This window comes from Streptomyces sp. 5K101 (assembly GCF_046506645.1).
GTDB lineage: Bacteria > Actinomycetota > Actinomycetes > Streptomycetales > Streptomycetaceae > Streptomyces.
Window position 1 is genome coordinate 124,460 of sequence record NZ_JBKFFO010000006.1, and the last position, 17,112, is coordinate 141,571.

At 73.0% G+C, this 17,112-nt stretch carries 17 protein-coding genes; 8 read left to right on the forward strand and 9 right to left on the reverse strand.

Annotated elements, in window-relative coordinates; all coding sequences use genetic code 11:
• Positions 1 to 621 carry a response regulator gene (locus ACLB9X_RS14130; RefSeq protein ID WP_410360675.1) on the reverse strand — a complete coding sequence of 207 codons (621 nt, stop codon included), beginning with the start codon at positions 619 to 621 and terminating at the stop codon, positions 1 to 3.
• A complete protein-coding gene (locus ACLB9X_RS14135; RefSeq protein WP_410360897.1) occupies positions 618 to 1,754 on the reverse strand; it encodes a sensor histidine kinase in 1,137 nt (378 codons plus the stop codon). The genes ACLB9X_RS14130 and ACLB9X_RS14135 overlap by 4 nt, the downstream gene beginning before the upstream one ends.
• Positions 1,755 to 2,018: 264 nt before the next feature.
• On the opposite strand from ACLB9X_RS14135, the gene ACLB9X_RS14140 reads away from it, so the two are divergent.
• Both ACLB9X_RS14140 and ACLB9X_RS14145 read left to right on the forward strand, forming a co-directional pair.
• The gene (locus ACLB9X_RS14140; protein WP_410360676.1) at positions 2,019 to 2,564 is read left to right on the forward strand and encodes a GlcG/HbpS family heme-binding protein; all 546 of its coding nucleotides are present in this window, start codon (positions 2,019 to 2,021) and stop codon (positions 2,562 to 2,564) included.
• Between the two features lie 265 nt (positions 2,565 to 2,829).
• Positions 2,830 to 4,215, forward strand: a complete 1,386-nt coding sequence (locus ACLB9X_RS14145; RefSeq protein ID WP_410360678.1) for a M1 family metallopeptidase — start codon at positions 2,830 to 2,832, stop codon at positions 4,213 to 4,215.
• 54 nt (positions 4,216 to 4,269) lie between these two features.
• Here ACLB9X_RS14145 and ACLB9X_RS14150 read toward each other — a convergent pair whose 3' ends face one another.
• Positions 4,270 to 4,845 (reverse strand): TerD family protein, encoded by a 576-nt coding sequence (locus tag ACLB9X_RS14150; RefSeq protein WP_410360679.1) that lies wholly within the window; start codon positions 4,843 to 4,845, stop codon positions 4,270 to 4,272.
• Between the two features lie 244 nt (positions 4,846 to 5,089).
• Here ACLB9X_RS14150 and arfB point away from each other — a divergent pair, with 244 nt between their 5' ends.
• Positions 5,090 to 5,518, forward strand: a complete 429-nt coding sequence (gene arfB / locus ACLB9X_RS14155) for an alternative ribosome rescue aminoacyl-tRNA hydrolase ArfB (RefSeq protein WP_410360680.1) — start codon at positions 5,090 to 5,092, stop codon at positions 5,516 to 5,518.
• A gap of 18 nt (positions 5,519 to 5,536) precedes the next feature.
• Here arfB and ACLB9X_RS14160 read toward each other — a convergent pair whose 3' ends face one another.
• On the reverse strand, positions 5,537 to 6,091 hold the full coding sequence (locus ACLB9X_RS14160) for a flavin reductase family protein (protein ID WP_410360681.1): 555 nt from the start codon (positions 6,089 to 6,091) through the stop codon (positions 5,537 to 5,539).
• Positions 6,092 to 6,400: 309 nt separating this feature from the next.
• On the opposite strand from ACLB9X_RS14160, the gene cdgB reads away from it, so the two are divergent.
• Both cdgB and ACLB9X_RS14170 read left to right on the forward strand, forming a co-directional pair.
• Entirely contained in the window at positions 6,401 to 8,038 is a 1,638-nt protein-coding gene (cdgB, locus tag ACLB9X_RS14165; protein ID WP_410360682.1) for a diguanylate cyclase CdgB, read from the forward strand.
• An 86-nt stretch (positions 8,039 to 8,124) separates the two neighbouring features.
• Entirely contained in the window at positions 8,125 to 9,090 is a 966-nt protein-coding gene (locus ACLB9X_RS14170) for a carbohydrate-binding protein (protein WP_410360683.1), read from the forward strand.
• A gap of 142 nt (positions 9,091 to 9,232) precedes the next feature.
• On the opposite strand, the gene ACLB9X_RS14175 is transcribed toward ACLB9X_RS14170, so the two are convergent.
• From ACLB9X_RS14175 to ACLB9X_RS14185, 3 genes are all read right to left on the reverse strand, one after another.
• Positions 9,233 to 10,159, reverse strand: coding sequence for a 1-phosphofructokinase family hexose kinase (locus ACLB9X_RS14175; protein WP_410360684.1), 927 nt, complete (start codon positions 10,157 to 10,159; stop codon positions 9,233 to 9,235).
• Between the two features lie 118 nt (positions 10,160 to 10,277).
• A complete protein-coding gene (gene nagA, locus ACLB9X_RS14180) occupies positions 10,278 to 11,441 on the reverse strand; it encodes an N-acetylglucosamine-6-phosphate deacetylase (protein ID WP_410360685.1) in 1,164 nt (387 codons plus the stop codon).
• Positions 11,441 to 12,373 carry an ROK family protein gene (locus ACLB9X_RS14185; RefSeq protein WP_410360686.1) on the reverse strand — a complete coding sequence of 311 codons (933 nt, stop codon included), beginning with the start codon at positions 12,371 to 12,373 and terminating at the stop codon, positions 11,441 to 11,443. The genes nagA and ACLB9X_RS14185 overlap by 1 nt, the downstream gene beginning before the upstream one ends.
• 239 nt (positions 12,374 to 12,612) lie before the next feature.
• Between ACLB9X_RS14185 and ACLB9X_RS14190 the strand changes: the two genes are divergently transcribed.
• The 3 genes from ACLB9X_RS14190 (at position 12,613) to otsB (ending at position 15,112) form a co-directional block, all read left to right on the forward strand.
• A complete protein-coding gene (locus tag ACLB9X_RS14190; RefSeq protein WP_410360687.1) occupies positions 12,613 to 13,878 on the forward strand; it encodes an extracellular solute-binding protein in 1,266 nt (421 codons plus the stop codon).
• A 141-nt stretch (positions 13,879 to 14,019) separates the two neighbouring features.
• Entirely contained in the window at positions 14,020 to 14,256 is a 237-nt protein-coding gene (locus ACLB9X_RS14195; RefSeq protein WP_410360688.1) for a DUF3263 domain-containing protein, read from the forward strand.
• Between the two features lie 10 nt (positions 14,257 to 14,266).
• Entirely contained in the window at positions 14,267 to 15,112 is an 846-nt protein-coding gene (otsB, locus tag ACLB9X_RS14200) for a trehalose-phosphatase (RefSeq protein ID WP_410360689.1), read from the forward strand.
• Positions 15,113 to 15,439: 327 nt separating this feature from the next.
• Here otsB and ACLB9X_RS14205 read toward each other — a convergent pair whose 3' ends face one another.
• Entirely contained in the window at positions 15,440 to 16,822 is a 1,383-nt protein-coding gene (locus tag ACLB9X_RS14205; protein ID WP_410360690.1) for a trehalose-6-phosphate synthase, read from the reverse strand.
• A 57-nt stretch (positions 16,823 to 16,879) separates the two neighbouring features.
• Positions 16,880 to 17,098, reverse strand: coding sequence for a hypothetical protein (locus ACLB9X_RS14210; protein WP_410360691.1), 219 nt, complete (start codon positions 17,096 to 17,098; stop codon positions 16,880 to 16,882).
• Positions 17,099 to 17,112: the final 14 nt, after the last annotated feature.

A 17,112-nucleotide genomic window follows, 5' to 3' on the forward strand; every position in this document is an offset into this window, starting at 1 on the left:
TCACGGCAGCAGTCGCTGCTCCTTCGCCACCGCCACCGCACCCGCCCGCGTGTCCACGCCGAGCTTGGCGTAGATACGGCCCAGGTGCGTCTTCACCGTCGCCTCGCTGATGAACAGCGCACGGGCGATCTCGCGGTTGCCGAGACCGCGGGCGAGCTGGCCGAGGATGTCCCGCTCCCGTTCCGTCAGGGTCGGTCCGGCCGCGCCCCGCATCCGCTCCATCACGCGGCCGGCGACGGGCGCCGACAGTGCGGTACGGCCCTCGGCCGCCGCGCGGATCGCCGCGAACAGCTCCTCCGGCCGTTCCGCCTTGAGCAGATATCCGGTCGCCCCGGCCTCGATGGCGCGGGTGATGTCCGCGTCCGTGTCGTACGTCGTGAGCACCAGCACGTGCACGTCGGGCGACGCGATGCGCCGCGTCGCCTCCACCCCGTCGATCCCCGCGCCGAGTTGAAGGTCCATCAGAACCACGTCCGGAGTCAGTTTGGCGGCCATCGCCACCGCCTCCTCGCCGCTGCCCGCCTCGCCGACGACCTCGATGTCGCTCTCGCTGCCGAGAAGGGCCAGCAGCCCCGCCCGTACGACGGCGTGGTCGTCGCAGAGCAGGATCCGTACGGTCATGACACCTCCAGGGGGATCGCCGCCGAGAGCACCGTGCCCTCGCCCGGCGTGGACTCGACGGTCAGGGTGCCGCCGAGCTGCCGCACCCGTGCGCGGATCGCGGGCAGGCCGTGCCCGCGGACGCCGGACGGCGCGTCGGCCCCGGCACCGGACACCTCGCCCGGATCGAAGCCCCGGCCGTTGTCGGCGACGTCGAGGACGACCTGGTCGCCCAGGTACGTCAGCGTCACGGCGGCGGTGGTGGCGCCGGCGTGCTCGCGCACGTTCGCCAGCGCGCCCTGCGCGATGCGCACCAGCGCCGACTGGACCCGGTCCGGCAGCGCGACCGGTGCGCCGTCGACCCGGAAGCCCGCGGACTCGCGGGCCGCGACCGTGCGCAGCGCCTCCTCCAGGCTGCCGGCATCGGCGAGGTCGGCGGGCGCCAGGTCGTGCACGAAACGGCGGGCCTCGGCGAGGTTGTGCTCGGCGATCGACGCTGCCGTACGGACATGGCGGCGGGCGGCCTGCGGATCGGTGTCCCACGTGCGGTCGGCCGCCTGCAGCAGCATCTGCTGGCTCGACAGGCCCTGGGCGAGCGTGTCGTGGATCTCCATGGCCAGACGCTGGCGCTCGGCGAGGGTGCCCTCGCGGCGTTCGGTGGCGGCCAGCTCGCGGCGGGTCCTGATCAGGTCGTCGATGAGGGCGCGCTGCCGGGCCACGAGCCGTTCGGCGTGGACGAACACGGCGGTGGCGATCGCGGCGACCGCGGGCGGCGCGATGACCAGGTTGGGGTCGAACCCGCCGTGCGAGAGCTGGACCTGCGCCGTGACGACGAACACGGTGAGCAGGACCACGAGCACGAGCGCGGCCCGCATCGGGAGCGTGCGCAGTCCTGTGTAGAACAGCGGCACCGCGCACCAGGCGAAGCTCGGCGCGAGCACGACGAGCACCATCCACACGGTGACGACGGTGAACAGCCACGGCCGCACGAACCGGCGGGGTATGGCGCGCGGGCCGAAGACCGGCCCGAGGACGTACAGCAGCGTCAGCGCGGCCGACAGGCCGATGATCCACGGGGAGCGGATCTCCCAGGGGTGGCGCAGCAGGTAGCGGGCGAGCGAGGCGCCGAGCAGCAGGAAGAACGCGACGTGCATGACCCGCGCCAGCCACCGGGCGTCGGGGTCCTGCTCGTGCACGGCTCGCTCCTCGGGTCGGGCGCCGACCTGGCAGCGGTACAGGTCGTAGGCATTCATCGTGACCCGGGCGGACCAGGGCGGCATCAGCCGATCGGTCGACATGCCGGTCGTCCGTCACGGGTGGCAGGGGCAGCCTGACCGTGGACCGCACGGGGCCGGGGGCCGCCGGAGGATCGAGGGCAGAGCGAGAACACAGCCCCGTCCCTCCCAAGGAGCCATCCCGTGAAGAAGATCATCATCGGTGCCACCACCACCACCGCCGCCGTCGTCGCCGCCGGTACGTTCGGCGCGGTCTCCGCCAGTGCGTCGGCCCCGGCCGCCGAGACCCGGGCCGCGGTGACGGCCGACGCCTCGGACCGCAACCTGCAGCAGTCCACGCACCTGACCGTCGAGGCCGCGACGAAGGCGGCGCAGGCGACGCTGCGGGCCGCGGAGAAGGAGAACCAGCGCGTCACGGTCGCCGTCGTCGACCGCAACGGCAACACGATCGTCACCCTGCGCGGTGACGGAGCGGGCCCGCAGTCGTACGAGTCCGCCGAGCGCAAGGCGTTCACCGCGGTGTCGTGGAACGCGCCGACCTCCGAGCTGGTCAAGCGCCTGGAGCAGGCGCCGAACCTGAAGGACATCCCGGGCACGCTGTTCCTCGGGGGCGGTGTCCCCGTCACGGCCGGCGGCGCCCCGATCGCGGGCATCGGTGTGGCGGGTGCGCCGAGCGGCGCGCTGGACGAGAAGTTCGCGCAGGTGGGCGTCGCGGCGGTGACGCGGTGACGTCGGGGGCGGGGCGGGCCCCGGGCCCCCTGGGCGGCCCGGCTCCCTGCGTGGCTGCGCCTGTCCGGGCGGCGGTCTGGCCGGGGCGCTGCCCCGGACCCCGCGCCTCAAACTCCTTCTACGGCCTGGCGGCCGTGGGAGGTACCCCCAGCGGGGCTGGGTTTGCCCCCGGCCCTGCCCCCGCGGGGCTGGGCGTCCCCCCGGCACCCCCCGGGCCGGATGCGGCCCCCGGCAACGGGGCCCCGGCCCACCCTAGGATCAAGGCGTGGAATCGCGTGCTGTTGTCCGGATCGTCGTCGCCCTCGGCGTGCTCGTACTCGCGGGCTGTACGGACGGGGCCGCGGGGGTGCGGGGGGAGCCGGGGGCCGCAGGGGTGCGGGATCCGTACTTTCCGAGGCTCGGCAACGGCGGTTACGACGTCCAGCACTACGACCTGGCCCTCGACTACGACCCCGCCACCGGCCGCCTCGACGGCACCGCCGAGATCACCGCACGAGCCACGCAGGACCTCAGCGCCTTCCATCTCGACCTCCGCGGCCTGACCGTCGAGAGCGCCACCGTCGACGGGCGGCGCGCTGCGGCCAACCGGGCCGGGGACGAGCTGACCGTACGGCCGCGCCAGGACATCGACGACGGCTCCCGCTTCCGTACGGTCATCCGCTACTCCGGCGTCCCGCAGACCGTCACGGACTCCGACGACGCCCACGAGGGCTGGCTCAGGTCACCGGCCGGGGCGATCGCGGTCGGCGAGCCGTCCGGCTCGATGGCGTGGTTCCCCGGCAACCACCACCCCTCCGACAAGGCCACCTACGACATCGCCGTCACCGTGCCCAAGGGCCTGCAGGCCGTCTCCAACGGGGAGCGGGCCGGCGAACGCACCACCGGCGGACGCACCACCCACAGCTGGCGTTCGGCCGAGCCGATGGCCAGCTACCTCGCGACCCTCGCCGTCGGCGACCTGCGGGTGACGACGTCCCGCACGGCCTCCGGGCTGCCGGTCGTCACCGCCGTCGATCCGAAGGCCGCGAAGGCCAGTGCGGACCTGCTCGGTGAACTCCCCGGCTATGTCGACTGGTGCGCCCGGCGCTTCGGCCCGTACCCCTTCGCGTCGGCCGGTGCGATCGTCGTGCCCAGCGAACGGATCGGCTACGCGCTGGAGACGCAGACCAGGCCCGTCTTCCCGCTGGACCAGTTCGACGGGACGACCCTGGTGCACGAGTTGGCGCACCAGTGGTTCGGCAACTCCGTCTCGCCCGAGTCCTGGCGGGACATCTGGCTCAACGAGGGCTTCGCCACGTACGCGGAGTGGTTGTGGCGGGAGGACTTCGAGGACGTCCCGGTCGAGGAGAGCTTCGAGGCGGCGTACGAGGACGACGAGAACTGGGCCTTCCCGCCCGCCGAACCCCCGGGCCCCGCCGACCTGTTCGCCTCTCCGGTGTACGGCCGGGGCGCGATGGTCCTGCACCAGGTGCGTGCGGCGGTCGGCGACGACGCCTTCTTCCGGATCGTGCGCGGCTGGGCGGCCGAGCACCGCCACGGCAACGCCTCCACCGACGACTTCACCGCCTACGCCGAGGAGCGGTCGGGCCAGGACCTCACCGAGGTGTGGGACGTGTGGCTGTACGGGGACGGGCGGCCGGACACCCCCTGAAGGGGAAGGGCCCCGGCCGGAACGGCCGGGGCCCTCGCCGGTCGGAGCGCCGGGTCAGATGTTGACGCCGAAGTCGCGGGCGATGCCCTCGAGGCCCGAGGCGTAACCCTGGCCGACCGCGCGGAACTTCCACTCCGCGCCGTTGCGGTAGAGCTCGCCGAAGACCATGGCGGTCTCGACGGCGGCGTCCTCGCTCAGGTCGTAGCGGGCGATCTCGGCGCCGCCGGCCTGGTTGACGATGCGGATGTAGGCGTTGCGCACCTGGCCGAAGTTCTGCGCGCGGGAGACCGCGTCGTAGATGGAGACCGGGAAGACGATCTTGTCGACGTCGGCCGGCAGGCCCGCCAGGTTGACGTTGATCTGCTCGTCGTCGCCGCCGCCCTCGCCGGTGCGGTTGTCCCCGGTGTGGACGATGGTCTGGTCCGGCGTCGACTTGTTGTTGAAGAAGACGAAGTGGGCGTCGGAGGCGACCTTGCCCGCGGCGTTGACCCCGATGGCGGAGGCGTCGAGGTCGAAGTCCGTGCCGGTGGTGGTGCGGACGTCCCAGCCGAGGCCGACCGTGACGGCGGTCAGGCCCGGTGCCTCCTTGGTGAGCGAGACGTTGCCGCCCTTGGACAGGCTTACTGCCATTGGGAAGTCCCCTTCGGTTGGTGCGGGCTTCGGGTCCTTGCGAAGCTACCGTCATCCGTCATAACGCGAGCGGGGGACCGGCAGGTTCCAACGTCGGCGGAAATGCCGGGAAACGGCGGGGACAGGCAGGGACGGCGCGGGACAGGCAGGGACGGCGGGGGCAACCAGAAACGTCCGCGAATGGCGGGGGCAGGCGCAGGGAAAAGCGGGTGACGGCTCCGCCCCGGCGCGGGACCATGGGTTCATGTCCGGGCCCTACATCATCCGTGGTTCGGTCTCCCTGCCGGAGGCCGAGCTCCTGTGGCGTTTCTCGCGCTCCTCCGGGCCCGGCGGCCAGCACGTCAACACCAGCGACTCGCAGGTCGAGTTGCGCTTCGACCTGGCGAGGACCGAGGCGCTGCCGCCGGTGTGGAAGGAGCGGGCGCTGGAGCGGCTCGCGGGCCGGCTGGTGGGCGGGGTGATCGCCGTACGCGCTTCGGAGCACCGCTCGCAGTGGCGCAACCGCGAGGCGGCGGCGGTGCGGCTCGCGGCGCTCCTGGCGGAGGCGACGGCGCCGCCGCCGAGGCCGCGGCGGGCGACGAAGATCCCGCGGGGCATCAACGAGCGGCGGCTGCGGGAGAAGAAGCAGCGGGCGGAGACGAAGCGGGGGCGTTCGGGCCGCGACTGGTCGTGACCCGGGGGGCGCCCGGTATCAGGCCAAGTGGCGGTAGCGGCCCTTGAAATACGTCAGCGGGCCGGTGTCGGGGCCCGCCAGGCCCACCGTGAGCACGCGGCCGATCACCAGCGTGTGGTCGCCCGCCTCCACCCGTTGTTCGGTGCGGCATTCCAGCGTCGCGAGCGCTCCCGTGATCAGGGGCGCCCCGCACACCTCGCCCCGTTCGTAGGCCAGGTCCTTGAACAGCAGCCGGTCGCTGACCCGGCCCTTCATCGCGAAGCGGCCCGCGACCTGGCGCTGGGTCTCGGCGAGCAGCGAGACGCCCCACAGGGGCTGTTCGGCGAGCAGGTCGTCCATGCGGGAGCCGGTGCGCAGGCTCACCATCACCAGCGGCGGGTCCAGGGAGACGGACAGGAACGCCGTCGCGGTCATGCCCACGTCCTCGCCGCGCGGGCCGTCGTCGGGGTCGTGCGCGGTGACCAGCACGACACCGGCGGCCAGGCGGGACATGGCGGCGCGGAACTCCTCGTTGCTCACCCCCTCAGCATGGGGGATGGCGGCGGCAGCGGTGGCAGGGGTCGTCTGGAGCACACCCGTAACGCTAATGTCGGCCCTTCCACGCCCGCATCGGGCCAGGGAACCAGCCGGGTCCTAGGACCATGGGTGCAGCCGGCACGGCCGTTCCCACATTGGTTGTGTGTTCAAGAAAGCGAGGGTGTGCCCGTGGCGGACCCGTCCGACCCTTCATCCCCTGTTGTGACTTGAGTCACAGAGCCCGGTATTTGTTGACCCTCTGTACCGACTGGGCAGCTCGCTGTGATTCAGTGGCTCGGATACCGCAACAAGTACGCCAATCAGAAGCCTGGAGTTTTGCTGTCGAAGTCTCGGGGAGAGCAAGCGATGGAGACCGAGTCGGAGCCTTACGTCCGTCTTGCGACCCTGCGGCAGCTGCACCAGGTGGTCGCTGACCTCAACACGGCCCGCAGCCTGGCCGACACCCTGCAGACCGTCGCCGACGGCATCGTGGCCGGACTCGGGTACGAGCTGGCGTGCGTCAATCTCGTGCGCCCCGACGGCGATCTCGTCGTCGCCGCCTTCGCCGGCAGCGCCGCCGCCGAGGCCCTGATCACCGGCCGCGTCGGCTCCCGCGAGTCCTGGGAGCGGCGGCTGTCGATGGGCGAGGCGTGGGGCGAGCTCCGCTTCATCCCGCACACCGAGGGCTGGGTCCTGATCGAGGACGACGTCCCGCAGTGGCACACCGAGGGCCCCGAGCCCCGCTTCGAGGACGAGTGGCACCCCCAGGACCGGCTCTACGCGCCCATGTACGCGTCGGGCGGCGGGCGCGAGCTGCTCGGCGTGATCTCCGTGGACCGGCCCCGCAACGGGCGCCGGCCCGGCCCCTGGGGTCAGGAGGCCCTCCAGATGTACGCGTCGCAGGCCGCGATCGCGATCAGCAACGCCCGGCTGCGCGCCAACATGCAGCGCGCCCTGGTCCGCCTGGAGCGCGAGCAGCAGGCGCTGCGGGCCAGTGAGGAATCCTTCCGGCAGGCGTTCGAGTACGCGCCGAGCGGGATGGCGATCGCCGAGATGGGCGGCGACCAGCACGGGCGGCTGCTGCGGACCAACGACGCCCTGTGCCGGCTGCTGGGCCGGCCCGCCTCCGCGATGCGGCGCTACTCGTTCGCGGACCTCGTCCATCCCGAGGACGTCGGCACCCTGCTGCGGACCTCCGCCGAGGGCGGCCGCGCCGAGATCCGGCTGGGACGCAGGGACGGCACGTATGTATGGGTGTCGCTGCGCAACTCGGTGGTCGCCGACACCGCCGACGGGCCGCGCTTCCTGCTCACCCACGTCGAGGACATCGAGGACCGCAAGCGCCACGAGCTCCAGCTCGCGCACCGGGCCTCGCACGACGCGCTCACCGGACTGCCGAACAGCGCCGAGCTGCGGGCGCGCCTGAGCGCGCGGCTGTGCGAGCGGCCGCACGCGCCGTACGCGAGCGACATCCAGTCGCTCGACGCGGCGTACGAGGGCGACGGCGGCTTCGGCGCGGACGCCTTCGACTTCGGTGCGGTCGGCGGCCGGGCGTACGACCATCATGTGCACACCGTCGCCCCGGACGACGAGATCGACGACGGCACGAAGGGTCTCGCGGTGCTCTTCTGCGACCTGGACGGCTTCAAGTCGATCAACGACCGGTTCGGGCACCAGACCGGTGACGCCGTGCTGGTCGAGGTCGCGCGCCGGCTCACCACCGGCGTACGGGACGGGGACACGGTCGCGCGGCTCGGTGGGGACGAGTTCGTCGTGCTCGCCGACGGCCTCGGCGCCGCGGACGCCGCGGACCTGGCCGTGCGGCTGCGGAACGCGATCATCCTGCCGATCCGGGTCGGTGGCCGCGGGGTGCGGGTCGGAGCCAGCTTCGGCATCGGCTGGGCCAGCTGCGGGATGTCCGTGGAGGAGGTCCTGCAGTCCGCCGATCAGCGGATGTACGTCGAGAAGCGGTCCCGCTCCAAGGTGCACCGCCGGGCCGGATGAGGCGCAGGGCACCCATGGGGGCCACTGCGACCGGGTAGGCTCGCCGGGTCGGCGATGTGCTGACGAGATGGTGAGGAGTGACCGGTATGACGGCCGCGAACAACGGCGCGAGCACGCCCGAGGACGACGACCCGTTCGGCTACCTGTACGAGGACGGGCAGGCCGCGGGCGCCACACCGCCGGGACAGGGCCGCGGCTACGGCTATCCCGGTCCCGCCGCGCAGCCCGGCGTCCCGCGCACCTCCTACAACCAGGTCCGCACGGTCGGCGAGCGCCGCCAGTACGCCCAGCCGCCCGCCCAGCCGTTCCCCCAGCAGCAGCAGGGCTACGGCCAGCAGCCGACCGCCGCGTACGCCGCCCCCGAGACGTACCCAGGCGGTGCGCAGACCCGGCAGACCCAGGTCCCGCCCCCGCCGCGGGGCCGCGGCCGCGGCCCCAACACCAGGGGTCTGCTCATCGGCGCCATCGCGGTCGTCGCGGTCGTCCTGATCGGCATCGGCGCGGCGCTGCTGACGAGCGGCGGCGAGAAGAACGAAGCGGGCAACGAGCCCGGTGCGAGCACGAGCCCGACGGCGGCGGAGTCGGTCAAGCCGAGCGACGGTCCCTCGGACAAGCCCGAGGAGCCCGCCGAGCTGCCGAAGCAGGACGCGGCGACGCTGAAGCTGGGCGGCCCCGCGTCCGCGGCGAACAGCGTGCCGGGCGCCAAGGGCACCGGCGGCGGCTATGTGATGTTCAACGGCGAGGGCGGCTCGGCGAGCTGGTCCGTCGACGTGCCCGAGGCGGGCGCGTACACGATGTACATCACCTACAGCGTGCCCGGGAAGGATGCCAAGACGTCGCTGACGATCAACGGCGGCCAGCCCCGTGAGATCAACATGGCGAACTTCTCCAAGGCCGCCGAGGGCGACTGGGAGAAGGGGTGGACCAACACCTACGTCTTCGTGAACCTCGACAAGGGCAAGAACGACCTCAAGATCTCCTGCGAGCCGGGCAACCAGTGCGAGGCGTACCTGGACCAGGTCTGGCTGGAGGCCGGTCAGAAGCAGGGCTGAGCCCCAGGTCCGTACAGGTCCGTAGGAGAAGGGCTGAGCGCCCTCGATCCGTCACCGTCCCGGCCGTCGCCCCGCGATGGCCGGGACGACGTGTGAGAGGTGGCGGCTCACGCCGTTGCGGCGTGTGCGAGGGGCGGCCGGCTCAGGCCGTGGCGGCGTGTTCCGTCACCGTGATCTGCGGCAGGAGACTCTCGTACGCCGCCGCGTCGTACTCGCCCGCCGTGGGGGCCAGCACCGTGGCCGCCGACAGGGCGACCGCGCGGGCCAGGCGCGCGGGCCACGGGAGCCCGTCGACCAGGCCCGACAGCAGGCCGGCCACGGCCGAGTCGCCCGCACCGGTCGGATTGCCCCGGACGGCCGTGGGCGGGGACGCCTGCCAGATGCCGTCGGCGGTGGCCGCGACCAGGCCGTCGGGGCCGAGCGAGCCGACGACCGCGTGCGCGCCGCGGCGGCGGGCGTCGCGGGTGGCGCGCAGCGGTTCGCGTGAGCCGGTGAGCTGGGCCAGTTCGTCGGCGTTCGGCTTGATCAGGTCGGGGCGGGCGGCGATGCCGCGGCGCAGCGGTTCGCCGCTGGTGTCGAGCAGGACGGGCACGCCGGCGGCACGGGCGCGGCGGACCAGTTCGGCGTAGGCGCCGACATGGATGCCGGGAGGCAGGCTGCCGCAGAGCGCGACCGCGTCGGCCTCCGCGAGGAGGGACGCGTACGCGGCGAGGAACGCGGACCATTCCTCGGGCGTGACGGTCGGGCCCGGCTCGTTGAGCTGCGTGGTGTCGCCGCTCGCGTCGTCGACGACGGCGATGGTGCGGCGGGTGGTGCCCCCGACGGGGACGAACGCGTCGCGCGGGGCGAGCGGCGCGAGCATCTCGCGCAGCACGGCCCCGGTGCGGCCGCCGGCGAAGCCGGTGACGACGGTGTCGTGGCCGAGGGCGCTGAGCACGCGGGCGACGTTGACGCCCTTGCCGCCGGGACGTTCGCGGACCTCGCCGACGCGGTGCGTGGTGTGCGGGGTGAGAGCGGCGATCTTGTACGTGATGTCCAGGGCGGCATTGAGCGTGACCGTAAGGATCACTCGTCTGTACCCCCGGATAGCGCGCCTGCCGTACTCGTACGGGTCCTGATCATGCCAAACAGAAGGCGGTTGGCCCAAGACCTGGTGACCAACCGCCTTGCCGGGGTTTGGGTGGAAATCACACCACTTGTGGTGCAATCACCCATTCCCCGCGGCGCATGACGCCCTTGAGCGCGAACCCCTCGTCGAGGACGACCAGGTCCGCGTACTTGCCCGGCTCCAGCGAGCCGACCTCGTCGTACATGCCGAGCAGCTTCGCCGGATTGGCCGAGACGGCGGTCACGACGTCCGCGACCGGAATGCGGTCGACGGTGACGGCCCGCCTGAAGGCCGTGTCCAGGGTGAGTGTGGACCCGGCGATCGAGTCGCCCTCCACGAGCCGCGCGACGCCGTCCTTGACCTCGACCTCCAGCGGTCCGAGCTGGTAGCGGCCGTCGCCGAAGCCCGCCGCGTCCATCGCGTCGGTGATGAACGCGACCCGGCCCGCGCCCGCGCTGCGGAAGGCGAGCCGCAGGGCCGCCGGGTGGAGGTGGGTGCCGTCGTTGATGAGCTCGACGGTGACCCGTTCGTCCTCGAGCAGCGCGGCGATCGGTCCGGGGGCGCGGTGGCCGAGCGCGGGCATGGCGTTGAACAGGTGCGTGGCGACGGTTGCGCCGGCGTCGATCGCCGCACGGGTCTGGTCGTAGGTGGCGTCCGTGTGCCCGATCGCCGCGATGACGCCGTGCTCGGCCAGCAGCCGTACGGAGTCGATGCCGCCCGGCAGTTCGGTGGCGAGCGTCATCATCTTCGCGGTGCCGCGCGCCGCGTCGACCAGCTTGCGGACCTCGGCCGGGTCGGGGTCGCGCAGCAGCGCCTCGCTGTGGGCCCCCTTGCGGCAGGGCGAGATGAACGGGCCCTCGAAGTGGATGCCCGCGAGGTCGCCCTGCTCGACGAGCTCGGACAGGAAACCGGCCCGGTGTGCGAGGAAGTCCATGTCGCCGGTGACGGTGGAGGCGAGGAGGGTGGTCGTGCCGTGCTGCCGGTGGGTCAGCACGCCCCGCAGCACCTCGTCGGCGGTGCCGGAGGTGAAGGAGGCGCCGCCGCCGCCGTGGTTGTGGAGGTCCACGAAGCCGGGGACGATCCAGTGCCCGGACAGGTCGAGCGCGGGGGCGCCGCCGGGTGCGGAGGCGGCGATCCTCGTGCCCTCGACGGCGATCCGGCCGTTCTCCACGGTCCCGGTCGGCAGCACGACACGGGCTCCGGCGAGAACGGTGCTCGTGGTGCTTCCGGTGCTGGCGGCCATCAGGCGGTTACCTCCGTGGCGAGTAGATCCCAGGCGAGCAGTCCCGCGCCCAGGCATCCGGCGGTGTCCCCGAGGGCCGCCGGGACGATGTCGGGCAGCTGCTGGAACGTGACGCGTTCCTCGACGGCCGCCCGCAGCGGTGTGAACAAGGTTTCCCCGGCCTCGGCGAGGCCGCCACCGATGATCAGCATGCGGGGGTCCAGCAGGGTGAGCGCGGTGACGAGCCCGTCGGCGAGCGCGTCCACGGCCTCCTGCCAGACCCGCAGGGCCGCCGGGTCGCCCGACTCCACGGCCTTGGCACAGTCGGCGGCGTCGGCGCCCGGGTCGCCGGAGGCGGCGGCCCAGGCACGGGTGACGGCGGCGGCGGAGGCGAGGGTCTCCAGGCAGCCGCGCCGGCCGCAGCCGCACTCCGGGCCGCCGGGCCGTACGACGAGGTGGCCGATCTCGCCCGCGCAGCCGTGCGCGCCGGCCTCGATGGTCCCGTCGATGCCGATGGCGCCCGCGATGCCGGTGCCGAGCGGGACGAAGAGGAACCGGTCGGCGCCGCGGCCCGCTCCGATCCGGCCCTCGGCCAGGCCGCCGGTGCGGACGTCGTGGCCGAGGGCGACGGGTACGCCGTCGAGCCGCTCGACGAGCAGGTCACGGAGGGGGACGTCGCGCCAGCCGAGGTTAGCGGCGTAGACGGCGATGCCGCGTCCGGCGTCCACGATGCCGGGCACGGCGAGGCCGGCGGCCTCGGCGGGGCGGCCGAAGTGCGCCTGTCCGTACGCACGGAGGTCCGCGGCGAAATCGAGGATGGACGCGACGACGGCGTCGGCTCCCCGGTCCCGCCCGGTGGCCCGCCGTGCCTCGTGGAGCAGGGTCCCGTCCGCGCCGACCAGGGCGGCCTTCATACCGGTGCCGCCCACATCGAGGGCGATGACGTGTCTCACGGAGACAGTGTGGCGCGTCGACCGCAAACAGGTCTAGTCCAGTAGAGGGGATTGTTGTCGCGCCATACAAAACCGTTCCGCCGAACGGCGGCATACCGGGCGGGGTGTTGCGAAAGCGAGACCGGCAGAGGTGTAGACCTCATGAACGAACGTGGAAGAATCGGCTCTCGTCTCGCAGGACGTCATGGGGGACCGAACGGGGCAATTCGACAACGAACAGCAGAGGGTGGGGGAGTGCCGTGAAGCGGCCCTTCATAGGTCTGACCGCGGCAGTCGCCGCACTCGGCACGACGGTCGCACTCAGCGGCTGCGGCACCGGTTCCGACCGCGTCACCCTCAAGCTGGTCGCCGCCGACTACGACGTCGCCGGCGGCGAGAGCACCAAGACCTACTGGGCCGACCTCACCGCCGCGTTCGAGGCGAAGAACCCCGGCATCGAGGTCGAGGTCCAGATCGAGTCCTGGAACGACGTCGACCGCAAGGTCGCCGAGATGGTCGAGGCCGGCGAGGCCCCCGACATCGCGCAGATCGGCGCCTACGCCGACTACGCGGCCGCCGACAAGCTCTACTCCGCGGACCAGCTGCTCTCCATCCCCGTGCAGTCCAACTTCCTCGGCCCGCTCACCGAGGCGGGCGAGCAGAAGCTCACCCAGTACGGACTGCCCTTCGCCGCCTCGACCCGGCTGCTCTTCTACAACAAGGAGCTGTTCGCCGAAGCCGGCATCGAGGACGAGCCGAAGACCTGGGCCGACCTGGAGGAGGCCGCCCGGCAGCTGAAGGCCGGCACCGACGCCGCCTACCCCTTCGCCCTGCCGCTCGGCCCCGAGGAGGCCCAGGCCGAGACGATGATGTGGCTGCTCAGCGGCGGTGACGGCTACACGGACGCGGTCGACAAGTACGCGATCGACTCGCAGCGCAACATCGACACCTTCGCCTGGCTGAAGGACCACCTCGTCGAGGAGGGCCTCACCGGGCCGGTCGCTCCCGGCAAGCTCAACCGCAAGGACGCCTTCGCGGCGTTCACCCGTGGTGAGGTCGGCATGCTCAACGGCCACCCCTCCCTCATGCAGGCCGCCGAGAAGAAAGGCATCGAGGTCGGCAAGGTCGCCCTGCCGGGCCGGGACGGCGAGGCCAAGGCATCCATGGGCGTCGCCGACTGGATCATGGGCTTCAAGGAGAACGGGCACCGCGAGGAGATCGGCGCGTTCCTGGACTTCGTCTTCACCGACAAGAACGTCCTGGACTTCGCCGACCAGAACGACCTGCTCCCGGTGACCGTCTCCGCCTCCGAGGCGATGGAGCTGACCCCTGCGCACAAGGACCTGAAGGCGTTCCTCCAGGAGCTGCCGGGTTCGGTGCTCCCGCCCGTCGGCAAGACGTCGTGGGCCGCGGTCAGCGAGTCCATCAAGAAGAACATCGGCAAGGCGGTCGAGCCGGGCACCACCCCCGCGAGCGTCCTCGGCCGCATCGCCCGCGAGGCCGATGTGGCGGAGGCCGCGGAATAGTTCGCCGCGCCGGCCCCGACTGCCGCGCCCGTCCCGGCGGGTCGGCCCGGATGGGCCCGAGCACGTCCGCGCGGGGCGGGCGGGGGCCGATGTGGCCGAGCGTGTCCCCGAGCGCCTCTGTGCGGCGATAGGTTGGATCGTATGACCGACGAGCCCACGCTGACCGAGCGTGAGCGCGCCGTCCTAGGGGTGGAGCGACGGTCCTGGGCCGGGCCCGGGGCCAAGGAGCGGGCGATCAGGGAGCAGCTGGGGATGTCCCCGGTGCGCTACTACCAGCTCCTCAACGCCCTCCTCGACGACCCGCGCGCCCTCGCCCACGACCCTGTCACCGTCAACCGGCTTCGCCGTGTGAGGGACGCGCGGAGAAGTCGCCGATAGGGTCGGACACATGGGCAGCTCCCCGTATGCACACACCCTGCCGACGCCGTCCACCCCCGCAGGCCGCGACGGACTCGCGGCACTGCTCGACCGTCCTGCCGGAGCCGTCGTCGCGCTCGACTTCGACGGCACCCTCGCCGAGATCGTGCCCGACCCCGAGCAGGCCCGCGCCCACCCCGGCGTCGTGCCGGCGCTCGCCGCGCTCGCCCCGAAGGTCGCATCCGTCGCGGTGATCACCGGTCGGCCCGCCGGGGTCGCCGTGCGCTACGGAGGCTTCGCGGGCGTCGAGGGCCTCGACCACCTGGTGGTGCTCGGGCACTACGGCGCCGAGCGCTGGGACGCCGTCACCGGGACCGTGACCGCGCCCGCGCCCCACCCCGGTGTGGCCGCCGCCCGTGCGGAGCTGCCCGGCTTCCTCGACGGCCACGGTGCCTGGCACGGCACGTGGATCGAGGAGAAGGGCCGGTCCGTCGCCGTGCACACGCGCCGCGCGGACGATCCGCAGGGAGCGTACGAGGCCCTGCGCGAACCGCTCGCGGCGCTCGCCTCCCGCCACGGCCTGATCCTGGAACCGGGCCGCATGGTCCTGGAGCTGCGCCCCCCGGGCATGGACAAGGGCGTCGCGCTCGCGAAGTACGTGCGGGAGGTGGGCGCCACGGCCGTGCTCTACGCCGGGGACGACCTGGGTGACCTGCCGGCGTACGGTGCGGTCGAGAAGCTGCGGTCGGACGGGGTGCCGGGCCTGCTGGTGTGCAGCGGCACCGAGGTCCCGGAGCTGTCGTCCCGCGCGGACCTGGTGGTGCCGGGACCGGGCGCGGTGGCGTCGCTGCTGGCGGCGCTGTCGGAGCGGCTGTAGCCCTGCGGGGCCCTTTCCCCGGGGGCTCCGCCCCCGGACCCCCGCGCCTCAATCTCCCCCTGCGGCCTGGCAGCCGTGGGTGGGGCCCCCGGCGAAGCCAGGGGGAGTGCCCCCAGCGGGGCTGGATTTCGCTGCGCGAAATCAGCCCGTCCGGCGCTTGAGGACACCGCGCGCAGCGCGGTACCGGGTCCGGGCGGAGCCCGGTTTCGGGAGGGGGCGGGTAGGGGAACAGCCCCGCCCACACGCGGCCCCCGCCCACACGCGGCCCCGCCCACACGCGCCCCCGCCCACACGCGGCCCCGCCCACACACGGCGCCCCGCGCGCGGCTACCGCCGCAGGGCCTCCAGCTGGTCCAGGAACCAGCGGCGCGGTGGGAGCGACGTCGCCGACGACGACAGGCGCTTCGTGCGCTCCGCCCGCTCCGGCGCCGGCATCGTCAGCGCCGCGTGCAGCGCCTCCGCCGTGCCGGTCACGTCGTACGGGTTGATCGTGATCGCGTCCTCGCCCAGGTCCCAGTACGCCCCCGCCTCCCGGGACAGCACCAGCGCGCACCCCGCGTCCGAGACGACCGGGACCTCCTTGGCGACCAGGTTCATGCCGTCCCGGATGGGGTTGACGAGGGCCACGTCGGCCAGCCGGTACGCGGCGAGCGAGCGGGCGAAGTCGTCCTTGACGTGGACGACGACCGGGGTCCAGCCCGGGGTGCCGTACCGCTCGTTGATCTCGGCGGAGAGCCGGGAGACCTCGGCCGTGTAGTCCCGGTAGACCGCGAGGTCCTGCCGCGACGGGTAGGCGAGCGCGATGTGGACGACCCGCTCGCGCCACTCGGGGCGGGTCTCCAGCAGCTCCTCGTACGCCAGCAGACCGCGCACGATGTTCTTCGACAGCTCGGTCCGGTCGACGCGCACGATCGTCCTGCGGCCCTCGCCCACCTGCTCGCGCAGCTGCGCCATCCGCTCCTCCACGTCCGGCCGGTGCGCCCGCTCACGCAGGAAGTCCGCGTCGGCGCCGAGCCCGTGGACCCCGATCTCCGTCGTGCCGGTGCCCCCGGTGACCCGCTCGCAGCACGCGGCGAACGCGTCCGCCCATCGCCGGGTCAGGAAGCCGAGCCGGTCCGCGCCCAGCATCCCCCGCAGCAGCTCCTCGGCGACGTCGTCCGGCAGCAGCCCGAAGTAGTCGGCGGGCGCCCACGGGGTGTGCGAGAAGTGGCCGATCCGCAGGTCGGGGCGCAGCTGCCGGAGCATGCCCGGCACCAGCGCGAGGTGGTAGTCCTGCACGAGCACCGCCGCGCCCTCGGCGGCGTCGGCGGCCAGCGCCTCGGCGAAGGCGCGGTTGTAGGCCCGGTAGGCGTCCCACTGCCGACGGAACTCCCGGCCGAAAACCGGCTCCAGCGGGGTCTGGTACAGCATGTGGTGCACGAACCACAGCACTGAGTTCGCGATGCCGTTGTACGCGTCGGAGTGCAGCGCCGGGTCGATGGCGAGCATCCTGACGCCCGGCTCGCTCACCCCGCGCCGCACGGCCTCGCGGTCGCCGTCGCCGAGGGCGGCGCACACCCACAGCGACTGCGCGTCGGAGCCGATCGCGGAGAGGCCGGAGACGAGGCCGCCTCCGCCGCGGCGGGCGTCGAGCCCGCCCTTGCCGTCCGGTGAGTAGGAGACCGGGCCGCGGTTGGAAGCGACGAGGATCTGAGCAGCGTCGGTGACCATGTGGCGAACCTAGCCCGTCCCGCATTCCCTCAAACGTGCGTGCGGCCGTGCCGCGGGTCAGCGGTCACGGTTCCGGCCACGGGCCGCCGCGATCGCGACCGCGCCCGCCGCGCTCACGCTGAGCGCGACCCCGCCGAGCAGCCACAGCTGCTCGGCGGGGAAACCGGCGCCGGCCGGCTCACCGGTGTACCGCGGCCCCTCGGCGGCCAGGGCCGGTGCCGTGTCCCGGATCCCGTGCATGACGTCCATGAGGTCGGCGAGGTGCATGAGGTTCATACAGAGGAAAGTTA

Excerpts from the sequence above, each read along its gene's own strand:
- ACLB9X_RS14130 (WP_410360675.1), bottom strand. The coding sequence starts at position 621 with ATGACCGTACGGATCCTGCTCTGCGACGACCACGCCGTCGTACGGGCG.
- ACLB9X_RS14135 (WP_410360897.1), bottom strand. The coding sequence starts at position 1,754 with ATGCACGTCGCGTTCTTCCTGCTGCTCGGCGCCTCGCTCGCCCGCTAC.
- ACLB9X_RS14150 (WP_410360679.1), bottom strand. The coding sequence starts at position 4,845 with ATGGCAGTAAGCCTGTCCAAGGGCGGCAACGTCTCGCTCACCAAGGAG.
- arfB (WP_410360680.1), top strand. The coding sequence starts at position 5,090 with ATGTCCGGGCCCTACATCATCCGTGGTTCGGTCTCCCTGCCGGAGGCC.
- cdgB (WP_410360682.1), top strand. The coding sequence starts at position 6,401 with ATGGAGACCGAGTCGGAGCCTTACGTCCGTCTTGCGACCCTGCGGCAG.
- ACLB9X_RS14170 (WP_410360683.1), top strand. The coding sequence starts at position 8,125 with ATGACGGCCGCGAACAACGGCGCGAGCACGCCCGAGGACGACGACCCG.
- nagA (WP_410360685.1), bottom strand. The coding sequence starts at position 11,441 with ATGGCCGCCAGCACCGGAAGCACCACGAGCACCGTTCTCGCCGGAGCC.
- ACLB9X_RS14195 (WP_410360688.1), top strand. The coding sequence starts at position 14,020 with ATGACCGACGAGCCCACGCTGACCGAGCGTGAGCGCGCCGTCCTAGGG.
- otsB (WP_410360689.1), top strand. The coding sequence starts at position 14,267 with ATGGGCAGCTCCCCGTATGCACACACCCTGCCGACGCCGTCCACCCCC.
- ACLB9X_RS14205 (WP_410360690.1), bottom strand. The coding sequence starts at position 16,822 with ATGGTCACCGACGCTGCTCAGATCCTCGTCGCTTCCAACCGCGGCCCG.
- ACLB9X_RS14210 (WP_410360691.1), bottom strand. The coding sequence starts at position 17,098 with ATGAACCTCATGCACCTCGCCGACCTCATGGACGTCATGCACGGGATC.